This window comes from Agromyces atrinae (assembly GCF_013407835.1).
GTDB classification, from domain to species: Bacteria; Actinomycetota; Actinomycetes; order Actinomycetales; family Microbacteriaceae; genus Agromyces; species Agromyces atrinae.
This window is the reverse complement of the sequence record NZ_JACCBI010000001.1, coordinates 1,700,521-1,719,546: the sequence shown is the minus strand read 5'-3', so window position 1 is coordinate 1,719,546 and position 19,026 is coordinate 1,700,521. Positions and strand designations below refer to the sequence as shown.

Below are 19,026 nucleotides of genomic sequence, written 5' to 3'. Positions count from 1 at the left end.
GAGCATCATGACCTCCCTCTTCCCCTCGATCCGTTTCGGTGGCGACTACAACCCCGACCAGTGGCCGCTCGACGTGCAGATCGACGACGTGCGCCTCATGCAGGGCGCGGGCGTCACGACCGCGACCGTCGCCGTCTTCGCGTGGGCGAAGCTCGAGCCGCGCCCGGGCGAGTACGACTTCGCGTGGCTCGACGAGGTGCTCGACCGACTGCACGCCGGCGGCATCCGCGTGTTCCTCGCGACCGCGACCGCCTCGCCGCCCGCGTGGCTCGCACGCCTGCACCCCGAGTCGCTGCCCGTCACGGAGGACGGCGTGCGCTTCGGATTCGGTTCGCGCCAGCAGTACAGCCCGTCGTCGCCCGTCTACCGCGAGCACGCCATGAAGCTCGTGCGCGCGATGGCCGAACGCTACGGCTCGCACCCCGCGCTCGAGGCGTGGCACACGAACAACGAGTACGGCTGCCACATCGCGCGCAGCTACGACGACGCGTCGGTCGAAGCGTTCCGCGTGTGGCTCGAGGCCCGCTACGGCACGATCGAGGAGCTCAACCGCGTGTGGGGCACGGCCTTCTGGTCGCAGGCCTACGGGAGCTTCGACGAGATCGACGCCCCGCGCACGGCGCCGAGCTTCCGGAACCCCACGCAGCTGCTCGACTTCGACCGCTTCTCGTCGAATGCGCTGCTGTCGCTGCACCGCGCCGAGGTCGAGATCCTCCGCGAGATCACGCCCGACGTGCCCATCACGACGAACTTCATGGGCTTCTTCCGCGACGTCGACTACTGGGCCTGGGCCGAGCACGTCGACTTCGTGACGGATGACGCCTACCCCGACCCCGCCGACCCGAAGGCGTACATCCGTCTCGGTGCGTCGCGCGACCTCATGCGTTCGCTCGGCGGCGGCCAGCCGTGGCTCCTCATGGAGCAGTCGACGAGCGCCGTCAACTGGCGTGAGCGCAACGCCCCGAAGCCCGCGGGCATGAACCGCCTGCACTCGCTGCAGGCCGTCGGCCGCGGCTCCGACGGAGTGCTCTACTTCCAGTGGCGCCAGTCGAAGGCCGGCGCCGAGAAGTTCCACGCGGCCCTCGTGCCCCACGCGGGCGAGCACTCCCGGGTGCACCGCGAGGTGCAGGCCCTCGGCGCCGAACTCGCGGGCCTCGGCGACGTGCTCGGCACGGGCGTCGACGCGCGCGTCGGCATCGTCTTCGACTGGGCGAGCTGGTGGGCCGTCGAGCAGCCCGCGACGCCCGGCCGCATCGACTACGTCGAGACCGTGCTGTCGTGGTACGCCGCATTCCAGCGCCGCGGCGTGACGATCGACTTCGTGCGCGAGGGTGCCGACCTGTCGGCGTACTCCGTCGTCGTCGCACCCGCGTTCCACGCCGCATCGACCGCCGCGGCCGACGAGCTCGCGCGCTTCGCCGATGCCGGCGGACACCTCGTCATCGGGCACCAGAGCATCGTCCTCGACGAGAACCTGCACGTTCACCTCGGCGGCTACCTCGGCGGAGAGGGCAGCGCACTCCAGGCGACCCTCGGCGCCCGCGTCGAGGAGTTCGCACCCGGTCAGGAGGGCTCGACGTTCGCCCTCGCCGGCGAGCTCGCCGGACGCGCCCTCGACTGGCAGGAGTTCGTCGTCGTCGACGACGCCGAGGTGCTCGCGCGCTTCGACGACGGCATCACGGCGGGCGAGGCGGCCATCACGCGGCGGGCCACGACCGGCGGCGGAGCAGCCTGGTACGTCGCGACCCAGCCGGATGACGCCCTCGCCGACGCGATCATCGCGCGCGTGCTCGCCGAATCGGGCACGGATGCCGACTTCGACGAGCCGCGCTTCGGGCTCGAGACGGTCGTGCGCGGCGGTCGCCGGTTCGTCTTCAACCACACGTCCGAGACCGTCACGGTCACGGTCGGAGGTCGCGACGTGACGCTCGGTGCCTACGGCGCCGAATCGTGGCGCGACTGACGCCCGCACCCGTCATCCGTTCTCGGGGCTCGTTCGCGGATTCAGCGCGCCTCCGTTCGCAATAAGGTTGTACTCATGTCCAAGGTGCTCTCCTCCCTGCCCGTCGGCGAACGCGTCGGCATCGCCTTCTCCGGAGGGCTCGACACCTCCGTCGCCGTCGCGTGGATGCGCGAGAAGGGCGCGGTGCCCTGCACGTACACGGCCGACATCGGCCAGTACGACGAGCCCGACATCGACGCCGTCCCCGGCCGCGCCCTCGAGTACGGCGCCGAGATCGCGCGCCTCGTCGACGCCAAGTCGGCACTCGTCGAAGAGGGCCTCGTCGCCCTCGCGTGCGGCGCGTTCCACATCCGTTCGGGCGGCAAGACGTACTTCAACACGACGCCCCTCGGCCGCGCCGTGACGGGCACGATGCTCGTGCGCGCCATGAAGGAGGACGGCGTCGACATCTGGGGCGACGGCTCGACCTACAAGGGCAACGACATCGAGCGGTTCTACCGCTACGGCCTGCTCGCGAACCCGCGCCTGCGCATCTACAAGCCCTGGCTCGACGTCGACTTCGTCGGCGAGCTCGGCGGCCGCACCGAGATGAGCGAGTGGCTCGTCGCGCGCGGCTTCCCGTACCGCGACTCGACCGAGAAGGCGTACTCGACCGACGCGAACATCTGGGGTGCGACGCACGAGGCGAAGCGTCTCGAAGAGCTCTCGAGCGGTCTCGACATCGTGCAGCCCATCATGGGTGTCGCCTCGTGGCGCGACGACGTCGAGGTGAAGACCGAAGAGGTGTCGGTGCGTTTCGAGGCCGGTCGCCCCGTCGCGATCAACGGCGTCGAGTTCTCCGACCCCGTCGCCCTCGTGCTCGAGGCGAACGCCATCGGCGGCCGTCACGGCCTCGGCGTCTCCGACCAGATCGAGAACCGCATCATCGAGGCGAAGTCGCGCGGCATCTACGAGGCACCGGGCATGGCCCTGCTGCACATCGCCTACGAGCGCCTGCTCAACGCGATCCACAACGAGGACACGGTCGCCAACTACCACGCCGAGGGTCGCCGTCTCGGCCGCCTCATGTACGAGGGCCGTTGGCTCGACCCGCAGTCGCTCATGCTGCGCGAGTCCATCCAGCGCTGGGTCGGCTCGGCCGTCACGGGCGAGGTCGTGCTGCGACTGCGCCGCGGCGACGACTACACGATCCTCGACACGACCGGCCCGCACCTCAGCTACCACCCCGACAAGCTCTCGATGGAGCGCGTCGGCGACGCCGCCTTCGGCCCCGACGACCGCATCGGTCAGCTCACGATGCGCAACCTCGACATCGCCGACTCGCGCTCACGTCTCGAGCAGTACGCGGCCGCCGGCATCATCGGCGGCGCGACGGCCGAGCTCGTCGGTCGCCTCGAAGCGGGCGAAGCCGACGAGATCCTCGAGGGCGGCGAGAGCGAAGCGCTCGACCGCGCGACGGATGCCGCGAGCGAGGGTGCAGCCTTCGACTTCGGCGCCGACTGAGCTTCGGCCCCCGCTCTTCCGTCTCGGCGTCACGAATGTGCCCTTCGCCGGGGCGCACGAGCACATTCGTGACGCCGAAACTATCTGCGCGGGACGCAGCGACTGCGGAGTAGTGGGGTGGGGCACGTGACTAAGCGATGGTGGCGAGCGGATGCCGGCGGCGTCGTCGTCGGGCTGCTCGGCGTCATCGGGTCGCTGACCCCCTCGCTCCTGCCGCGGCCCGCGCTTCTTCAGGGCGTCGTCGCGGGGCTGGCCTTCGCGGTCGGTTACCTCGTCGGCGCCGCGCTGTTCGCGGTCGTTCGACGGCTGGTGCCGTGGCGCCCGCCGACGCGTCTCGTCCGCGGGGCGTGGATCGCGCTCGGCGCGCTCGTCATCATCGGTGTGATCCTGCTCGCGCCCATCGCGCTCGGCTGGCAGAACGAGGTGCGCGGACTCGTTGAGATGCCCGAACTGACCGCGGCCGATCCCGCACTCTTCGTGCTCGGCGCTGCACCGGTCGCGGTGCTGTGCGTTCTGCTCGGGCGCGGCGTTCTCGCACTGCAGCGTCGCTTCGCACGGACGGTCGGTTTCGGTGTCGGCCTGCTCGGCACGACGATCGTCGTCGGGCTCGGCGGGTTCCTCGCCGGTGCGGTCGTCATGGGAGTGCTCGACGGTGTGTATGCGACGCGCAACGGGCCGCCCGCACCATGGATTGCCGAACCCGACTCCGAGTACCGATCAGCCGGCGACAGTTCTGCGATGGACTGGGCCGACCTCGGTCGACATGGCACGGCGTTCGTCGGAGGCGGGCCGACGGCGGCCGAGATCGAGACGCTCACGGGGCAGCCGGCGCTCACGCCCATCCGCGTCTACGCGGGCCTCGGCTCGGCTGATTCGATCGCCGAGCGTGCGCGTCTCGCGGTCGACGAGCTCGTGCGCACGGGCGCGTTCGAGCGCGACGTGCTCGTCGTCGCGACGGCTACGGGCTCCGGTTGGCTCGAGCCCCAGACCGTCGATGCGATCGAATACGTGCACGGCGGCGATACGGCGATCGTCTCGATGCAGTACGCCTACACGCCGAGTTGGGTCTCGTTCGTCTTCGATCCCGATGCCCCGGTCGAGGCGGCGCGCGTGCTCTTCGACGCGGTCGAGGAGGAGTGGCTCGGCCTCCCGGCCGATGACCGGCCCGAACTCATCTCGTACGGCCTGAGCCTCGGCGCACACGGAAGCCAGGCGGTCTTCGGCGATCTCGCCGACGTGCGCTCACGCACCGACGGAGCACTCTTCGTCGGAAGCCCGAACGGCTCGGAGCTCTGGCGCGAGCTCACCGCCGCGCGCGATGCGGGCAGCCCCGTCTGGCAACCCGTCGTCGACTCGGGCGAGGCTGTGCGTTGGCTCTCGCAGGCGGGCGACGCGGGCGCGCTGCCCGGGCCGTGGCGCGAGCCGCGTGTGGCCTACCTGCAGCACGCGACCGATCCCGTCACGTGGCTCGGCACCGAGCTGCTGTGGAGCGAACCCGAGTGGCTGCGTGAGCCGCGAGCGGATGACGTGAGCCCGGCCATGCGCTGGATGCCCGTCGTCACGGGCGTGCAGGTGACGATCGACATGCTCATGGGCGAGAGCGTTCCCGCACGGCACGGACACAACTACGGCGATGTCGTCGTCGATGGCTGGGTCGCCGTCACGGGCGACGGCGGGCTCGACGCCGAAGCCCTCGACCGCGTGCGTCGCGAGATCGAGTCGTACGCGGTCGTGCAGCCCGCGTCATCCGTCAACTAGCGTCGCCTGCCCCCTCGATCCCTCCGCGCGCACCTGCCCCTTCTCCTCGTCTCGGCGTCACGAATGTGCTCTTCGTCGGGGCTGAGCAGCACATTCGTGACGCCGAGACTGTTCTGCGCGGGCGCGGGCGCAGGGGCGCTCGCGGGTCAGAGGTGGAGGACGGCTCGGGCGATCGTGAAGTAGATGATGAGGCCCGTCGCGTCGCAGAACGTCGAGATGAACGGCGTCGAGAACACCGCGGGGTCGACGCGTATCGACTTCGCGACGAGCGGCATCGCGCCTCCGACGGTCGCCGCCATCGTGCAGATCGCGACGACCGTGAGCCCGATGACCCAGCCGATCTCGATGCCGTACACGAGGGTCGCGACCGTGAAGCCGATCGCCCCGAGCAGGGTGCCCATGAGGAGGCCCGTCGTCGCCTCCTTGAGGGCGACGCGGCCGATGTCGCGCCCGCGTGCCTCGCTCATCGCGATCGCGCGCGTCACCGTCACCGCCGCTTGCGATCCGGTGTTGCCGCCGATGCCGGTGAGCAGCGGGATGAAGAGGGCGAGCGCGACCATCTGGTCGAGCGTCGCCTCGAAGATCTCGAGCACATTGACGGTGAGGATCGCCGAGACGGCGAGCACGAGCAGCCAGACGATGCGCGAGCGCGTGAGCGTGAAGACCGAGGTGAGGAGATACGGACGCGTGAGCGGTTCCGCGGCTCCGGCGCGAGCGGCGTCCTCACGGTGGGCCTCGTCGATGATGTGCGCGGCGTCGTCGATGCGGAGGAGCCCGACGAGGCGATCCTCGTGGTCGACGACGGGCAGCGACAGCAGTCGGTGGTCGAGGCACTCGCGCGCGGCCTCCTCCTCGTCGGCGTCGGAGACGACCTGGATCGCCTCACCCATGTGGGCTCCGACGAGCTCGTCGCCGGGCGTCGTCACGAGTTCACGCAGACCGATGAGCCCGACGAGTCGGCGCTGCCGGTCGACGACGGGCAACGTGTAGAGGCTCTCGTCGTCGTTCGGCTGGGCGCGCACGCGATCGAGCGCGGCGCCGATCGTCTCGTCGGCGAAGACGCGCACGTACTCGGGGCTCGCGCGGCGTCCCACCGAGCCCGCGGGATAGCCGAGCACGACGGCCGTCTGCGCGCGGTCGGCGGGAGCGAGCGACTGGATGAGGCGCTTCGCGACCTTCGCGGGCAGCTCCTCGACGACGCGCACGCGTTCCTCCGCATCGAGCGCGGCGAAGACGGCCGCGACCTCGGCATCGGCGAGCGTCTCGATGAGGTCGCGCTGCAGGGCGGGATCGACACGCTCGAACACATCGAGCGAGCGGTCCTTCGGCAGGAGCCGGAACGCGACGGCTTGAGCGGCGCGCGGAAGTCGGTAGAGCGCCTCGATCGTGTCGTCGACGTCGAGCGGGGCGAGAAGGGTGGATGCCTGCACGAGCCGCCCCTCGTCGAGGGCGTCTCGCAGGTCTGCGGCGGTCGTCTCGGCTGCCATGGCGACTTCTCTCGGTGAGGGGCGGGGGATGACTCTGGCCGGAGGCCACCCCCGAGTCTGCCCTGTCGGGGCGAGCGTAGGCTGGATGAGGCGGCACCTGTCGTCACGAGGAGGTACCGAACATGTCACGAATCCTGATCATCGGCGGACACGGCAAGATCGCGTTGCTCACCGCCCCCCTGCTCGCCGCGCGCGGCGACGAGGTCGATTCCGTCATCCGCAACCCCGACCACGCCGCCGATGTGCGCGCGGCCGGAGCGAACCCGATCGTCGCCGACATCGAATCGGCGAGCGTCGACGAACTCGCCGACATCATCGCCGGGCACGACGCCGTCGTGTGGTCGGCCGGTGCCGGCGGAGGAAACCCCGAGCGTACGTACGCCGTCGACCGTGACGCGGCGATCCGATCGATCGATGCCGCCGCGAAGGCGGGCGTCTCGCGCTACGTGCTCGTCTCCTACTTCGGTGCGAGCACCGACCACGGCGTGCCCGCCGACAACTCGTTCTTCGCGTACGCCGAGGCGAAGGCCGCGGCCGACGAGTACCTGCGCGCGAGCAGCCTCGACGCGACGATCCTCGGCCCGAGTGGTCTCACGCTCGACGAGCCGACGGGGCTCATCTCTGTCGACGACGACGAGAGCGCGACCGTCGCGCGCGCCGACGTCGCCGCGGTCATCGCCGCCGTGCTGCGCGAGCCCGCCACCATCGGCCGTACGATCCGCTTCAACTCGGGCCGGACCCCGATCGCCGACGCGATCAGGCCTGACCGGGCCCGGCTCAGCCGGTCTGCGTCCAGTCGAGGTTGATGACCTGGCCGATGTAGACGGTCTCGCCGAAGTCGTGGATCTGCGGGTTCATGCGCAGCAACTGCTGCTGCGGCAGGTCGAAGCGCTGCGCGATGTCGAAGAAGCTGTCGCCCGAGACGACTACGTAGCGCACGAGAGACCCGTCGCCCGCGGTCTCGGGTGTGCCCGTCGCGCCCGCGATCGATCCCGTGTCGTACGCCGGACCCCATTCGATCTCGGGTGCGGGGGCATTCGGCACGGGCTCGGGTGCGGGCGGGGCCTCGGGCTCGGGAGCCGGGGCGGCCTCGGGCGGGGGAGTCGGTGTGGGTGTCGGCGTGGCCGTGACCGTCACGTAGATCGTCTCGGCGGGTGGGGCGGGCGGCGCCGAGCACCCCGCGAGCGCGAGCACGCTCCCCGTGAACACGACCGCCGCGACGTGCGGCCCCCGTCCTGCGCGCGCCATCGTTCCCCGCTGTCGCATGCGCGACCCCCTCGCATCGATACAGACATCCCTCGGCCCACCCCTCGCGGACACGCGTTCCACCCTATGCTCCCGCCGACTCGCCGCCGAGAATCGCCCGTGGTGTCGAGATGACCCGCTCTACCGGCGATTCTCGACGCGAACGGCGATTCTCGACGACCGTGGGGGTGCGGGGTGGGTGTGGGGGGACGAGGCTCAGCGGCACCAGTCGGGGAAGGCGCCGGGGCTCGACGCGATGACGGCGCCGGTCACGGCGTCGACGATCGTCGTGAGGCTGTCGGCGAAGCCCGGGGCGACGCCATCCGAGTCGGGAACCGCACCGAGCGGCACCGTCACGACCGCGACCGATCGACCGTTCGGCGCCGGGCAGTACTGGTCGACGCGGCTCGACGTCGTGGCGGGGGCGAAGAGCTCGGTCGTCGTGCCGTCGGCGTCGACGCGCGCGACGCTCGAGAACAGCCGCGTCGACCCGGTCGAGTAGTCGGCGACGGAGAACGACTGCACATAGGCGCCGTCGGGGGAGAGCAGGTGCGTGCGCCCCGCGTAGGTTCCGTCGGCGAGCTCGCTCAGCGGAAGTTCGAGGCGCGTGACGCTGCCGGTAGCGAGGTCGATGAGCGAGCCGGCATCCGGATCGGCGACGACGAGGGTCGTCGTGCCGGGGATGAACCCGCGCATCTCGTCGAAGCGGCCGAGGGGCTGCGGCGGTCGGAGTCCGAGGGCATCGACGAGGAAGAGTGAGAACTCGGCATCCTGCACGACGACGCTCGACGTGCCCGGCACGAACGTCCAGTGCAGCACGCTCGCCGGCTTGTCGCCGAAGACGCCGACGAACCGCGCGGCCCCGTCGGACGTACCCGAGAGATCGTGCAGCACGAGGGCGTCGGTGAGCCCCGGCGCCTCGGGCGTGCCCGGCGTCGAGACGGTGTAGCCGACGAGAGGGTTCGTCGGCGAGGCGTGCAACTCCGACATCGTCGCGCCGACCGCGGCCTCGGGCGGCGGCACGAGCTCGGCGGCGCCGTCGGGCCCGCCGACCCACGCGCGCGTCGAACCATCGGGCTCGACGGTGAGGGCGGCGACGAGGCCGTCGCTCGTCATGTCGAACGAGCGGATGACGGGGGCCGAGAACAACACGGAGCCCGCCGCTCCGCCGTGGAGGTCGCGCACGAGCACACGGTCGTCACCGCTGGCCGAGCGCGAGAGCACGCCGATCGGGCGGTCGGGGGTCGAGAAGCTGTATGTCCACTCCGAGTGCGTCGGCTGGATCGTGCCCACGACGCCCGAGAGGGTCACGTCGTAGTCGGTCGCGTCGGCGAGGGGCCGCTCGAAGGCGAGCGAGACCGTGCGACCGTCGATCGCGACGTCGACGGCCTCGTCGGGCGAGACCCGCACGTCGGCGATCGAGTCGATCGGCTGGTTCGCGGTGAGCACGAGGGTCGTGCCCGCGCGATCGGTCGCGAGACGCGTGTCGATCGCGGCGTTCGTGAGCTTCGCGCCCTGCAGCATGTTGAGCACCGCGAAGGCGCCCGTGAGCAGAGCGAGCACGAGCAGGGTCACGAGGAGGCGCCGACCGAATGCACGCGAACCGGACGCCGGAACCTCAGTAGACATACGGTTCCGCGGGCTGTTCGACGGGCTCGATCGTCTCGGGGAGGAGCGTGAGGGGCGTCGCGCCCGTCGCATCGGGGTTACGGATGAAGGCGCCGCTCGCCTCGACCCAGTCATCCGTCTGGAACTGCTCCTGCCAGCCGGGGAAGTGCACGGGCACGCCGACGGGCTGGGCGTCGACCGCGCAGCACGTGACGACGAAGCGCGCGATGTAGAAGACGTCGGCCGAGCCCGCGGGGTCGGCGGTGACGAAGCCGACCACGTCGACGGGGGTTCCGGCGACATCGTCGGGGCTCGGGTTCTGCGCGAGGAGCGACGCCCAGTCGCGCACCGTGAATGCTGCGGTGTCGGCGCCGACGAGGTCGGGCGCATCGACCGCGGCCGACCCGCTGTTGAGCTCGCGCTGCTCGACCGTCGCCGAACTGAGTGCCGCGGGCGGGAGGGCGAGGAGGGCGATCGCGGATCCGATGATGATGGCCGCGCCGCCGAGCATCGCCCAGCGTCGGCCGCGGGGCGCCGGCGTGGCGTGGCCCTCGTGCTCGTCGTCCTCGTCGGTCGAACCGGGTACGAAGGCGAACGCCGCGAGGCACAGCACGGCGGCGAGCACGGCCATGATGACCGTGAAGCCGTAGTAGCGCGGGTGGATGTAGAGGCCGAGCTGATCGGATGCCGCGAGCCACAGCGTCGCGACGATGCCGAGGAGGCTCAGCACGACGCCCTGCCAGCGCGAGAGGAGTCGACTAAACCGCATAGTTCACCGCCAGTCCGAGGGCCGCCGACGAGAGTCCGACGACGGCGGTGACGATCACGAGGGTGCGTGTCGTGAAGGTCGTGCGCATGAGCGCGAGCATCTTGACGTCGATCATCGGCCCGAAGACGAGGAACGCGACGATCGCGCCGGGGAGGAACGTCGAGCCGAACGCGAGCACGAAGAAGGCGTCGACGTTCGAGCAGATCGCGATGACGAACGCGAGCACCATGAGCGCGAGCACCGACCAGATCGGGTCGGAGCCGAGCGTCGTGAGCAGGTCGCGCGAGACGGCGACCTGAATGAGCCCGGCGACGGCCGAACCGACGAAGAGGGCCGGGAGCATCGCGCCCGATTCGCGCGCGAACATCTGCACACTCTGTGTGAACCGGCTCGCCGTCGAGGGGTGGGCGTGGTCGCGCTCGCACGCCGCCTGGAACCGCGGGGTCAAGAGCTCGCTCTGGGCGGGATGACGGCTGAAGAGCCATCCGATGAGGTTCGCGATGACGAAACCGCCGAGGATGCGGGAGACGAGGATCCCGTCATCCCAGCCGAAGGCCTGGTAGGTCGTGATGATCGTCACGGGGTTGAGGATCGGGGCAGCGAGCAGGAACGTCATCGACTCGGCGGGCGAGAGGCCGCGCATGATGAGGCCGCGCGCGAGGGGCACGTTGCCGCACTCGCAGACGGGCAGGAGCACGCCGAGGAGCGAGAGCACCATGCGGCGGAGCGGTGCGCTCTTCGGCAGGCGGCGGAGCAGCAGGCCCTCGGGCAGCCAGAGCTGCACGAGGATCGAGAGAAGGATGCCGAGGAAGACGAACGGCAGCGACTCGATGACGACCGAGATCGACAGGGTGACGAAGTCGCGCGTGCGGTCGTCGAGTGCGGCGCCGAACTCGGCGGGTGCGAACAGCCGGATCGAGAGGATCGCGAGCAGGAGTCCCGCCCCGATGACGAGACCGGTGCCCGTGCGGGTGGGTGCGCCGGTGCGGGTCGCGTGTCGCACCGGGGGATGAGGCATGCGATCCATGCTAACCGCGAATCGTTCTCAGGAAGCGCGGGGCGCGGGGCCGGCCGGGTGACCGGCCCCGCGGGCGGGATCAGGCGATCGCGCGCAGGCCGTCGACGAGGGGCGTGGTCGGGCGGCCGATGAGGCGGGCGAGCGTCGGGTCGGCGTCGGCGAGTGCACCGGCACGGATGCCGGAGTCGATCGCCGCGACGAAGCCGGCCGTTCCTGCATCGAGACCGACCGACTCGAGGATCGCGACGTGCTCGTCGGTCGAGACGGGCGTGTACTCGACGGGAGCGCCGATGACCTCGCCGATCGCTGCGGCGAGCTCGTCGTAGCTCCACGCGGTGTCGCCCGAGAACTCGTAGACCTGGCCGATGTGGCCGTCTTCGAGCAGCACGACCGCTGCACCCTCGGCGAAGTCGGCGCGGCTCGCGCTCGCGACGCGTCCCTCGCCGGCGCTCGACACGAGGCGACCGCTCGTGCGGGCCTGGGCGAGGTCGCCCGCGTAGTTCTCGGTGTACCAGTTGTTGCGCACGATCACGGCGGGAACGCCCGAGGCGGCGATGAGCTCTTCGGTCGCCTTGTGGTCGGGGGCGAGCACGAGCTCGGACGTCGTCGCGTACGGCGCGCTCGTGTAGACGAGCTTCGCGACACCGGCATCCTTCGCGGCGTCGATGACGTTGGCGTGCAGTTCGGCGCGGCCGCCGGGCTCCGAACCCGAGATTAGGAGGACGCTCTCGACGCCGTCGAGTGCGGCGGCGATCTGCTCGGGCTTCGCGTAGTCGAGGGCGACGGTCGCGACGCCGCGCTCGGCGAGGTCGGCGATCTTCTGCGGGTCGCGTGCTCCGGCGACGATCGAGGCGGGTGCGGCTCCGCGGCCGAGGAGCGAGTCGATGACGAGGCGGCCGAGCTGTCCGCTGGCGGCGGTGACGAGGATGGTCATGAGTGTCCTTTCGGTTGACATCTGAGCCAACGGGCCGCGCCGCCGAAACCTTCCCGAGAGTGGGTACCCACTTTGCGGTAAGGTACCCACATGTCGGTAAGTATTGTGGATTTCCGGGAGAGCGAACCGAAGTCGTTCACCGAGGGGTGCCCCACGCGCGTCGTGCTCGATCACGTCATGAGCAAGTGGGGCGTGCTCGTGCTGCTCGCGCTCTCCGACGGAACCTTGCGCTGGGGTGAACTGCGCCGCGCGGTCGACGGCATCTCCGAGAAGATGCTCGCGAGCACGCTGCGCACCCTCGAGGCCGACGGCATCGTGCACCGCTTCGCTCACGCGACCATCCCGCCGCGCGTCGACTACAGCCTCACCGAACGCGGCTCGGAGCTCATGGCGCGCATGCGGCCGCTCATCGACTGGGTCGAAGACAACGCGGGAGCGATCGTCGACGGATCGTAGTATTGGTCAACCGGTTGTCCGCGAGTATGCTGTCGCTGACCCATCCATCGAAGGAGATGCCATGACCGATCGCCTCACCGGCAAGACCGCACTCGTCACCGGAGCAGGATCGGGCATCGGCCGCCAGGTCGCCGAGCGCTTCGCCCGCGAGGGTGCACGCGTCGCGTTCACCGACCGTGACCTCGCCGCCGCACAGGATGCCGCCTCGGCCTTCCCGACATCCGTCGCCGTCGAACTCGACATCGCCGACGAGGCGAGCGTCGCGGCGGCCTTCGAGGGGCTCGCCGTCGACGGCTTCGACGTCGACGTCGTCGTCGCGAACGCGGGAGTGCAGCTCTTCGGGCAGGACGCGAAGATCGCCGACCTCGACCTCGACGTGTGGCGTCGCACGATCGACATCAACCTCACGGGCGCCTTCCTCACCGTGAAGTATGCGGTGCGCGCGATGCTCGGTCGCGGCGGCTCGATCATCCTCACCGGCAGCCCGACGGCACTCAACGGCGAAGGGGCCGACTTCACGGCCTACAGCGCCTCGAAGGCGGGTATGCACGGCCTCACGCGCACCGTCGCGGCGGCATATGCCGCCGAGGGAATCCGCGTCAACACCGTCGCTCCGGGCTACACCGAGACCCCGCTCGTCTCCGCGATCTCGGGCGACCCCGAGAGCCGCGCGGCGATCGTCTCGCGCATCCCGCTCGGCCGTCCCGGCACGCCCGCCGACGTCGAGGGCATCATGGTGTACCTCGCGAGCGACGAGGCGACCTTCGCGACCGGCTCGACCTTCCGCGTCGACGGCGGCATGACGACGCTCTGATGACGACGGCGCCCCGCGACCTGCTCACCCCTCTCGAGCGCGAACCGATCGCGTTCGCGGCCGGCCCGTGGAGCGCGGAGATCCGCGGTGGCGAGGTCGACGACATCCGCTTCCGCGGGCGACTCGTCGCGCGGAGCATCCGCTTCGTCGTGCGCGATGCCGACTGGGGCACCGTGCCGCGCAGCGTCGTCGGCGTCGACACGACAGATCACGGCCTCGTGCTGCACGGACACAGCGCGGGCGACGGGCCGGAGGTCGCGTGGCGGCTCGAGATCGGCGCGGGCGACACGGTCTTCGAGGCGCGGGTCGACGCGAGCATCGAGTCGCCGTTCGACCGCAACCGCATCGGACTCGTGCTGCTGCACCCCACGGGCGTCGCGGGATCGTCGCTCCGCGTCATCCACCCCGACGGCACCGAGACGGCGACCGAGTTCACCGTCGCGATCGCGCCGCACCAGCCGGCCCACGACATCGCCGCCCTCGAATGGTCGACGCAGGGTGTCGCCGCGCGAGCCGTCTTCGCCGGAGACGTCTTCGAGATGGAGGACCAGCGCAACTGGACCGATGCCTCGTTCAAGACCTATTCGACGCCGCTTTCGCGTCCGTTCCCGGTCGCGGTGCGCGTCGGCGAGACGATCAGCCAGTCGATCCGGCTCGAGTGCCGCGCGGGTGATGAAGGTGCGGCGACGGATGACGGTCGGCCGGCGCTTCGACTCGGAGCGACGCTCACCGGGCAGACCATGCCGCGCATCACGGCTCTCGCGAGTTCTGTGCACACCGGCACCCCGTCGCCGGCCGCCGGACTCGTCGTCGAGGTCGATCCGCAGCACCCGGGCTGGCGCGAATCGCTCGCGAGCGCGCGACGCGATGCGGGGGAGCGACCGCTCGACGTGCGCATCGTCGTGGGCGAGGTAGCCGAGCTCGCGCCCGTCGTGGCCGTGCTCACCGAGTGGAGCGTGCCGCCCGCGTCGGTGGCGGCGTTCGACCGGGTCGACCACGTCGCGACGCCCGATCTGCTCGACGCGCTCGCGGCCGCCGTGCCGGGTGTGCCGGTTCTCGGCGGCGTGCGCGCGCACTTCACCGAGCTGAACCGCGAGCAGGCGCGCATCACGTCGTGGCGCGGCCCCCTGACCTTCAGCATGACGCCGATGATGCACGACCTGAGCGGGCATCAGCTCGTCGAGGCGCTCGACGTGCAGCGCGACGTCGTGCGTGACGCGCGCTCGATCGCCGACGGGCGCCCCCTCCGCATCGGACCCATCACGCTGCGTGCGCGGTTCAACGCCGTTGCGACGAGCGAGGCCGGTCTCGCCGCCGAACCCGCGACGGACGATCGACAGGGCGCCGACTCTCTTGCGGCCTGGGTCGTCGCGAGTGTCGCGGCGCTCGCGGGCGACGGCGTCGAGTCGCTCTGCTACTTCGAGGAACGCGGCCCGCGGGCGGCGTCGGGCGCTGCTGCGGTCGCGCTCGGCTGGCTCGCCGCGCTCGAAGGGTGCGACCTCGTCGACGTGAGTATCGGCGAGCCGCTCGCCGCGATCGGGGTGGATGCGGGCGACGAGGTCGTCGTGCTCGTCGCGAATCCGACGGACACGGATGTCGCACTGCCGCCGATTCCCGGGCTGCGGAGCGCGGTCGATGCACGTGGTTCCGCGCTCGAGCCGGGCGGCGATCTGGTCGTCGAAGCGGGTGCCGCGCTGAGCCTCGTGCTTGCTCGATAAGGGTCGGCTCAGTTAGGCGAGCCTCACCTGTAAAGGGCTTCTGACCAGCGAAAAGAGTGGTCGACGATGCTGGATTCTCGACTGATCGCGGCGTAACATCGGGGCACCCGTCCGCGTCGACGCGGACCCCGAGCACGGAGGTCGCCATGACAACCATCGCCGAACTGCCCGCCGTCACGGAGTGTTCCGTCGCCGGATGCTCGTACAACGACCATTCGCACTGCCACGCGGCCGCGGTCACGATCGGCGGCTCGGGCCCCGACGCCGAGTGCGCGACGTTCATCCCGCTCGGGGCGAAGGGCGGCCTCGACAAGGTGCTCACGCACGTCGGCGCGTGTCAGCGTTCGGACTGCTCGCACAACACGTCGCTCGAGTGCTCCGCGCCCTCGGTGCGCGTCGGCGCCGGCCGCGACTCGGCCGACTGCCTCACCTTCGCCCCGCGCTGAGCGCCCGCCCGCGTCATCCGTTCGCCTGCCTCATCCCCTCGCCGGAGTGCCGTTGGTGCGCGTGAGTGCCACTCGAGTGGCACTCCGACGCGCGAACGGCACTCCGCCGGTGAGATCGGGTGTGAGCGAGCCGGCAAGCGTAGGGCAGGGGATGCTGAGCGCGCGCGCTTCACTGCAGGCAGAACTCGTTCCCCTCGGGATCCTGCATCTGGTAGTAGTGCTCGGGCAGCGGGCCCCAGCTCTGGTCGACGAGGCGCACGATGGTCGCTCCGAGCGCGATGAGTCGGTCGCGTTCGGCGTCGAGCTCGTCGGGTGACGGGCGTCGGCCCGGCGTCGCCTGCACGTCGAGGTGCACACGGTTGCGCATCTGCTTCGGCGCTGACGCGTGGTGGAAGAAGAATCGTGGGCCGACACCCTCGGGGTCTTCGGCGATCGCGCGATTCGTGAAGTCGGCTTCGGTGAGTCCGCCCGCGAGGAGCATCTCGCGGAACTCGCCCTCGATGCGCGAGGGCGGGTATCCGAAGACCGCCGACCAGAACTCTGCGAGGGCCGGCGGGTCATCCGCGTAGAAGACGATGTTGCCGAGCTTTCCCGCCATGATGCCCTCCTGTCGCGGGCTCCGCCGTCGGAATCCCGCCGTCACCGTCCAGTCTGCGCGCGACCCCCGACACGTACAAGCACGGCGTGATCAGCCCTCGGCGGGATGTGCCTCGATCGTCGCGGAGAGGCGCGCGCCCGCGGTCTCCATGTGGTGCTGCATCGCGGCCTGGGCCCGCGCAGGGTCGTGGGTGCGGAGCGCCTCGAGCACCTCGCGGTGCTCGTCATAGGCGAGGTGCGCCTCGCTCTCGCTGCGGAGCCCGCGCTCGACCCAGATGCGGAGGAGGGAGCGGATCGACTGCAGCAGGTCGAAGACGACCTTGTTGCCCGACGACTCGGCGACCTGCAGGTGGAACTTCAGGTCGGCTTCGATGAAGCGCACGGGGTCGTCCTGGTGGGTGCGCATCGCGTCGAGGTGCTGTTCGAGCAGTCGCAGTTCGTCGTCGCCGATGCGCGTGGCCGCGAGGCGTGCCGCGGCGATCTCGAGCTCGCCGCGCGTCTCGATGAGGTCGCGCGTCTGCGGCTCGCTCAGCAACATACCCCAGCTGAGGGTCTGGGGGAGGAGCTCGGACGCCCCGCCGCGCAGGTAGGTGCCCGACCCCGGCTTCACGTCGACGACGCCGAGGATCTCGAGCGCGGCGAGCGACTCGCGGATCGCCGAGCGGCCGACGCCCATCGACTCGGCGAGTGCGCGCTCGGGCGGAAGCCTCGTGCCCTTGTCGATCTCACCGCTCGTGAAGAAGTCGAGCAGGCGCTTCGTGACGCCCGCGACCGACGAGTCCGTCGCGGGAACCCTCGCGAGCGCGGCGGCGATGCGTTCTGCGCTGTCTCCGGGATAGGCGGGCATAGGCCCAGGCTACAACCGGGCGACCGGTTGCCAGGGAAGGCCCGCCCGCGGAAACCGGCCAACCGGTTGACGTGTTCTCGTTCGCGAGGCAGAATAAGGGCGACGATCGAAGGAGCATCCGTCGCATGACCCGTCTGTACAACGACCCCACGGCGTTCGCCGACGAGATGATCGACGGATTCGCCCGCGCGAGCGCTCGCTGGGTGCAGCGCGTTCCCGGGGGAGTGACGCGCTCGACGCGCAGTGAACCCGGCACCGTCGCCCTCGTCATCGGCGGCGGCTCGGGCCACTACCCGGCATTCGGCGGACTCGTGGGCCCCGGCCTCGCGCACGGTGCCGCCCTCGGCAACCTCTTCGCGTCGCCCTCGGCCCAGCAGGTGCGCCACGTCTCGGAGGCGGCCGACCAGGGCGGCGGCATCCTGCTCTCGTTCGGCAACTACGCGGGGGATGTCGCGAACTTCGGCCGCGCCCGTGACGAACTCATCGCGCACGGCGTCGACTGCCGCATCGTGACGATCACCGACGACATCTCGAGCGCTCCGGCCTCCGAGCGCCACAAGCGCCGCGGCATCGCGGGCGACTTCACCGTCTTCAAGTGCGCGGGCGCCGCCGCCGAGCGCGGCGACGACCTCGATGACGTCGAGCGCATCGCCCGGAAGGCCAACGACCGCACCCGCTCGTTCGGCGTCGCCTTCTCGGGCTGCTCGCTGCCCGGTGCGGCCGAGCCGCTCTTCACCGTTCCCGAGGGCCGGATGGCCGTCGGCATGGGCATCCACGGCGAGCCGGGCATCGACGAACGCGACGTGCCGACCGCCGACGAGCTCGCTGAGCTCTTCGTCTCGTCGCTCCTCGCCGAGCTGCCCGATGACATCGAGGATGTCCGTGGTGCGCGCGTCGCCGTCATCCTCAACGGTCTGGGGTCGGTGAAGTACGAAGAGCTCTTCGTCGTGTACTCGGGTGTCGCGCGTCGTCTCGACGCGGCCGGCATCGAGGTCGTCGAGCCCGAGGTCGGCGAGCTCGTGACGAGCTTCGACATGGCCGGTGCCTCGCTCACACTGTTCTGGCTCGACGACGAGCTCGAGGAACTCTGGCGCGCACCCGCCGATGCGCCCGCCTACTCGAAGGGGAGCGTCGGCCCGACCGTCGCGGCCGACGTGTGGCAGGCCGACGACGAGACCGTGCCCATTCCGGAGGCTTCCGAGGCCTCGCGTTCCGCAGCGCTCACCGTGCTCGCCGCGATCGAGGCCCTCACGACGATCGTCGACGAGCACGCCGATGAGCTCGGCCGCATCGACGCCGTCGCGGGTGACGGCGACCACGGCATCGGGATGCAGCGGGGTTCGGGCGCCGCGCTCGTCGCCGCCCGAGACGCCGTCGAACGCGGAGCGGGGGCGGGCACGGTGCTCGCGCTCGCCGCCGATGCCTGGTCGGACCGCGCGGGCGGCACCTCGGGTGCGCTCTGGGGTGCCGTGCTCGCCGCCCTCGGCGACGCCCTCACCGACGATGCGGCACCCGACCGCGCGAGTGTCGCAGCCGGTGTGACCGCGGCGACGACCGCCGTGCTCGGCTTCGGTGCGAGCCCCGGCGACAAGACCATGGTCGACGCGATCGTGCCGTTCCGCGACGCGCTCACGGCCGCGCTCGACGAGGGCGACTCGCTCGCCGAGGCCTGGTCGGACGCCGCCGACGTCACCGAGCTCGCCGCCGCGGCGACCGCCGACCTGCTTCCCCGCATGGGCCGGGCCCGCCCGCACGCCGAGAAGAGCCTCGGCACGCCCGACGCGGGCGCCGTCTCGTTCGCCCTCATCGTCGTCGCCGTCGGAGCCGTGCTCCGCGACGCGGCCACCGACAACTGACCCCCCC

The 19,026-nt window shown here is 70.9% G+C and carries 17 protein-coding genes; 9 read left to right on the top strand and 8 right to left on the bottom strand.

What is annotated here, in order from left to right:
• The first annotated feature begins 7 nt into the window (after nt 1-7).
• From BJ972_RS08215 to BJ972_RS08205, 3 genes are all read left to right on the top strand, one after another.
• A complete protein-coding gene (locus tag BJ972_RS08215; RefSeq protein ID WP_129173981.1) occupies nt 8-1,963 on the top strand; it encodes a beta-galactosidase in 1,956 nt (651 codons plus the stop codon).
• A gap of 75 nt (nt 1,964-2,038) precedes the next feature.
• The gene (gene argG, locus BJ972_RS08210) at nt 2,039-3,466 is read left to right on the top strand and encodes an argininosuccinate synthase (protein ID WP_129173983.1); all 1,428 of its coding nucleotides are present in this window, start codon (nt 2,039-2,041) and stop codon (nt 3,464-3,466) included.
• Between the two features lie 126 nt (nt 3,467-3,592).
• Nucleotides 3,593-5,224: an alpha/beta hydrolase gene (locus tag BJ972_RS08205; RefSeq protein WP_129173985.1), complete on the top strand. Its 1,632-nt coding sequence runs from the start codon at nt 3,593-3,595 to the stop codon at nt 5,222-5,224.
• Between the two features lie 146 nt (nt 5,225-5,370).
• Here BJ972_RS08205 and mgtE read toward each other — a convergent pair whose 3' ends face one another.
• Entirely contained in the window at nt 5,371-6,711 is a 1,341-nt protein-coding gene (gene mgtE / locus BJ972_RS08200) for a magnesium transporter (RefSeq protein WP_129173987.1), read from the bottom strand.
• A 122-nt stretch (nt 6,712-6,833) separates the two neighbouring features.
• Between mgtE and BJ972_RS08195 the strand changes: the two genes are divergently transcribed.
• Nucleotides 6,834-7,517, top strand: coding sequence for an NAD(P)H-binding protein (locus BJ972_RS08195; protein ID WP_129173988.1), 684 nt, complete (start codon nt 6,834-6,836; stop codon nt 7,515-7,517).
• Here the strand turns inward: BJ972_RS08195 and BJ972_RS08190 are convergent.
• From BJ972_RS08190 to BJ972_RS08170, 5 genes are all read right to left on the bottom strand, one after another.
• On the bottom strand, nt 7,489-7,977 hold the full coding sequence (locus BJ972_RS08190; RefSeq protein WP_129173990.1) for a LysM peptidoglycan-binding domain-containing protein: 489 nt from the start codon (nt 7,975-7,977) through the stop codon (nt 7,489-7,491). The two genes, BJ972_RS08195 and BJ972_RS08190, sit on opposite strands and share 29 nt — an antisense overlap.
• A gap of 195 nt (nt 7,978-8,172) precedes the next feature.
• Complete coding sequence (locus tag BJ972_RS08185; RefSeq protein ID WP_129173991.1) at nt 8,173-9,585, bottom strand: hypothetical protein; 1,413 nt, start codon at nt 9,583-9,585, stop codon at nt 8,173-8,175.
• Nucleotides 9,575-10,333, bottom strand: coding sequence for a TIGR03943 family putative permease subunit (locus BJ972_RS08180; RefSeq protein ID WP_129173993.1), 759 nt, complete (start codon nt 10,331-10,333; stop codon nt 9,575-9,577). The genes BJ972_RS08185 and BJ972_RS08180 overlap by 11 nt, the downstream gene beginning before the upstream one ends.
• Nucleotides 10,323-11,351 carry a permease gene (locus BJ972_RS08175; protein WP_129173995.1) on the bottom strand — a complete coding sequence of 343 codons (1,029 nt, stop codon included), beginning with the start codon at nt 11,349-11,351 and terminating at the stop codon, nt 10,323-10,325. The genes BJ972_RS08180 and BJ972_RS08175 overlap by 11 nt, the downstream gene beginning before the upstream one ends.
• Before the next feature lie 79 nt (nt 11,352-11,430).
• Nucleotides 11,431-12,285 (bottom strand): SDR family oxidoreductase, encoded by an 855-nt coding sequence (locus BJ972_RS08170; protein ID WP_129173997.1) that lies wholly within the window; start codon nt 12,283-12,285, stop codon nt 11,431-11,433.
• A gap of 90 nt (nt 12,286-12,375) precedes the next feature.
• Here BJ972_RS08170 and BJ972_RS08165 point away from each other — a divergent pair, with 90 nt between their 5' ends.
• The 4 genes from BJ972_RS08165 (at nt 12,376) to BJ972_RS08150 (ending at nt 15,719) form a co-directional block, all read left to right on the top strand.
• Nucleotides 12,376-12,741 carry a winged helix-turn-helix transcriptional regulator gene (locus BJ972_RS08165; protein WP_129173999.1) on the top strand — a complete coding sequence of 122 codons (366 nt, stop codon included), beginning with the start codon at nt 12,376-12,378 and terminating at the stop codon, nt 12,739-12,741.
• 61 nt (nt 12,742-12,802) lie between these two features.
• Nucleotides 12,803-13,555 carry an SDR family NAD(P)-dependent oxidoreductase gene (locus BJ972_RS08160; RefSeq protein ID WP_129174001.1) on the top strand — a complete coding sequence of 251 codons (753 nt, stop codon included), beginning with the start codon at nt 12,803-12,805 and terminating at the stop codon, nt 13,553-13,555.
• Entirely contained in the window at nt 13,555-15,273 is a 1,719-nt protein-coding gene (locus tag BJ972_RS08155; protein WP_129174003.1) for a D-apionate lactonase family protein, read from the top strand. The genes BJ972_RS08160 and BJ972_RS08155 overlap by 1 nt, the downstream gene beginning before the upstream one ends.
• 146 nt (nt 15,274-15,419) lie before the next feature.
• Nucleotides 15,420-15,719, top strand: a complete 300-nt coding sequence (locus BJ972_RS08150) for a DUF1540 domain-containing protein (RefSeq protein ID WP_129174005.1) — start codon at nt 15,420-15,422, stop codon at nt 15,717-15,719.
• A gap of 169 nt (nt 15,720-15,888) precedes the next feature.
• On the opposite strand, the gene BJ972_RS08145 is transcribed toward BJ972_RS08150, so the two are convergent.
• The gene (locus BJ972_RS08145) at nt 15,889-16,317 is read right to left on the bottom strand and encodes a VOC family protein (RefSeq protein WP_129174006.1); all 429 of its coding nucleotides are present in this window, start codon (nt 16,315-16,317) and stop codon (nt 15,889-15,891) included.
• A 90-nt stretch (nt 16,318-16,407) separates the two neighbouring features.
• Nucleotides 16,408-17,163: a FadR/GntR family transcriptional regulator gene (locus BJ972_RS08140; protein ID WP_129174008.1), complete on the bottom strand. Its 756-nt coding sequence runs from the start codon at nt 17,161-17,163 to the stop codon at nt 16,408-16,410.
• Between the two features lie 125 nt (nt 17,164-17,288).
• Here BJ972_RS08140 and BJ972_RS08135 point away from each other — a divergent pair, with 125 nt between their 5' ends.
• Nucleotides 17,289-19,019 (top strand): dihydroxyacetone kinase family protein, encoded by a 1,731-nt coding sequence (locus BJ972_RS08135; protein ID WP_129174010.1) that lies wholly within the window; start codon nt 17,289-17,291, stop codon nt 19,017-19,019.
• Nucleotides 19,020-19,026 lie beyond the last annotated feature (7 nt).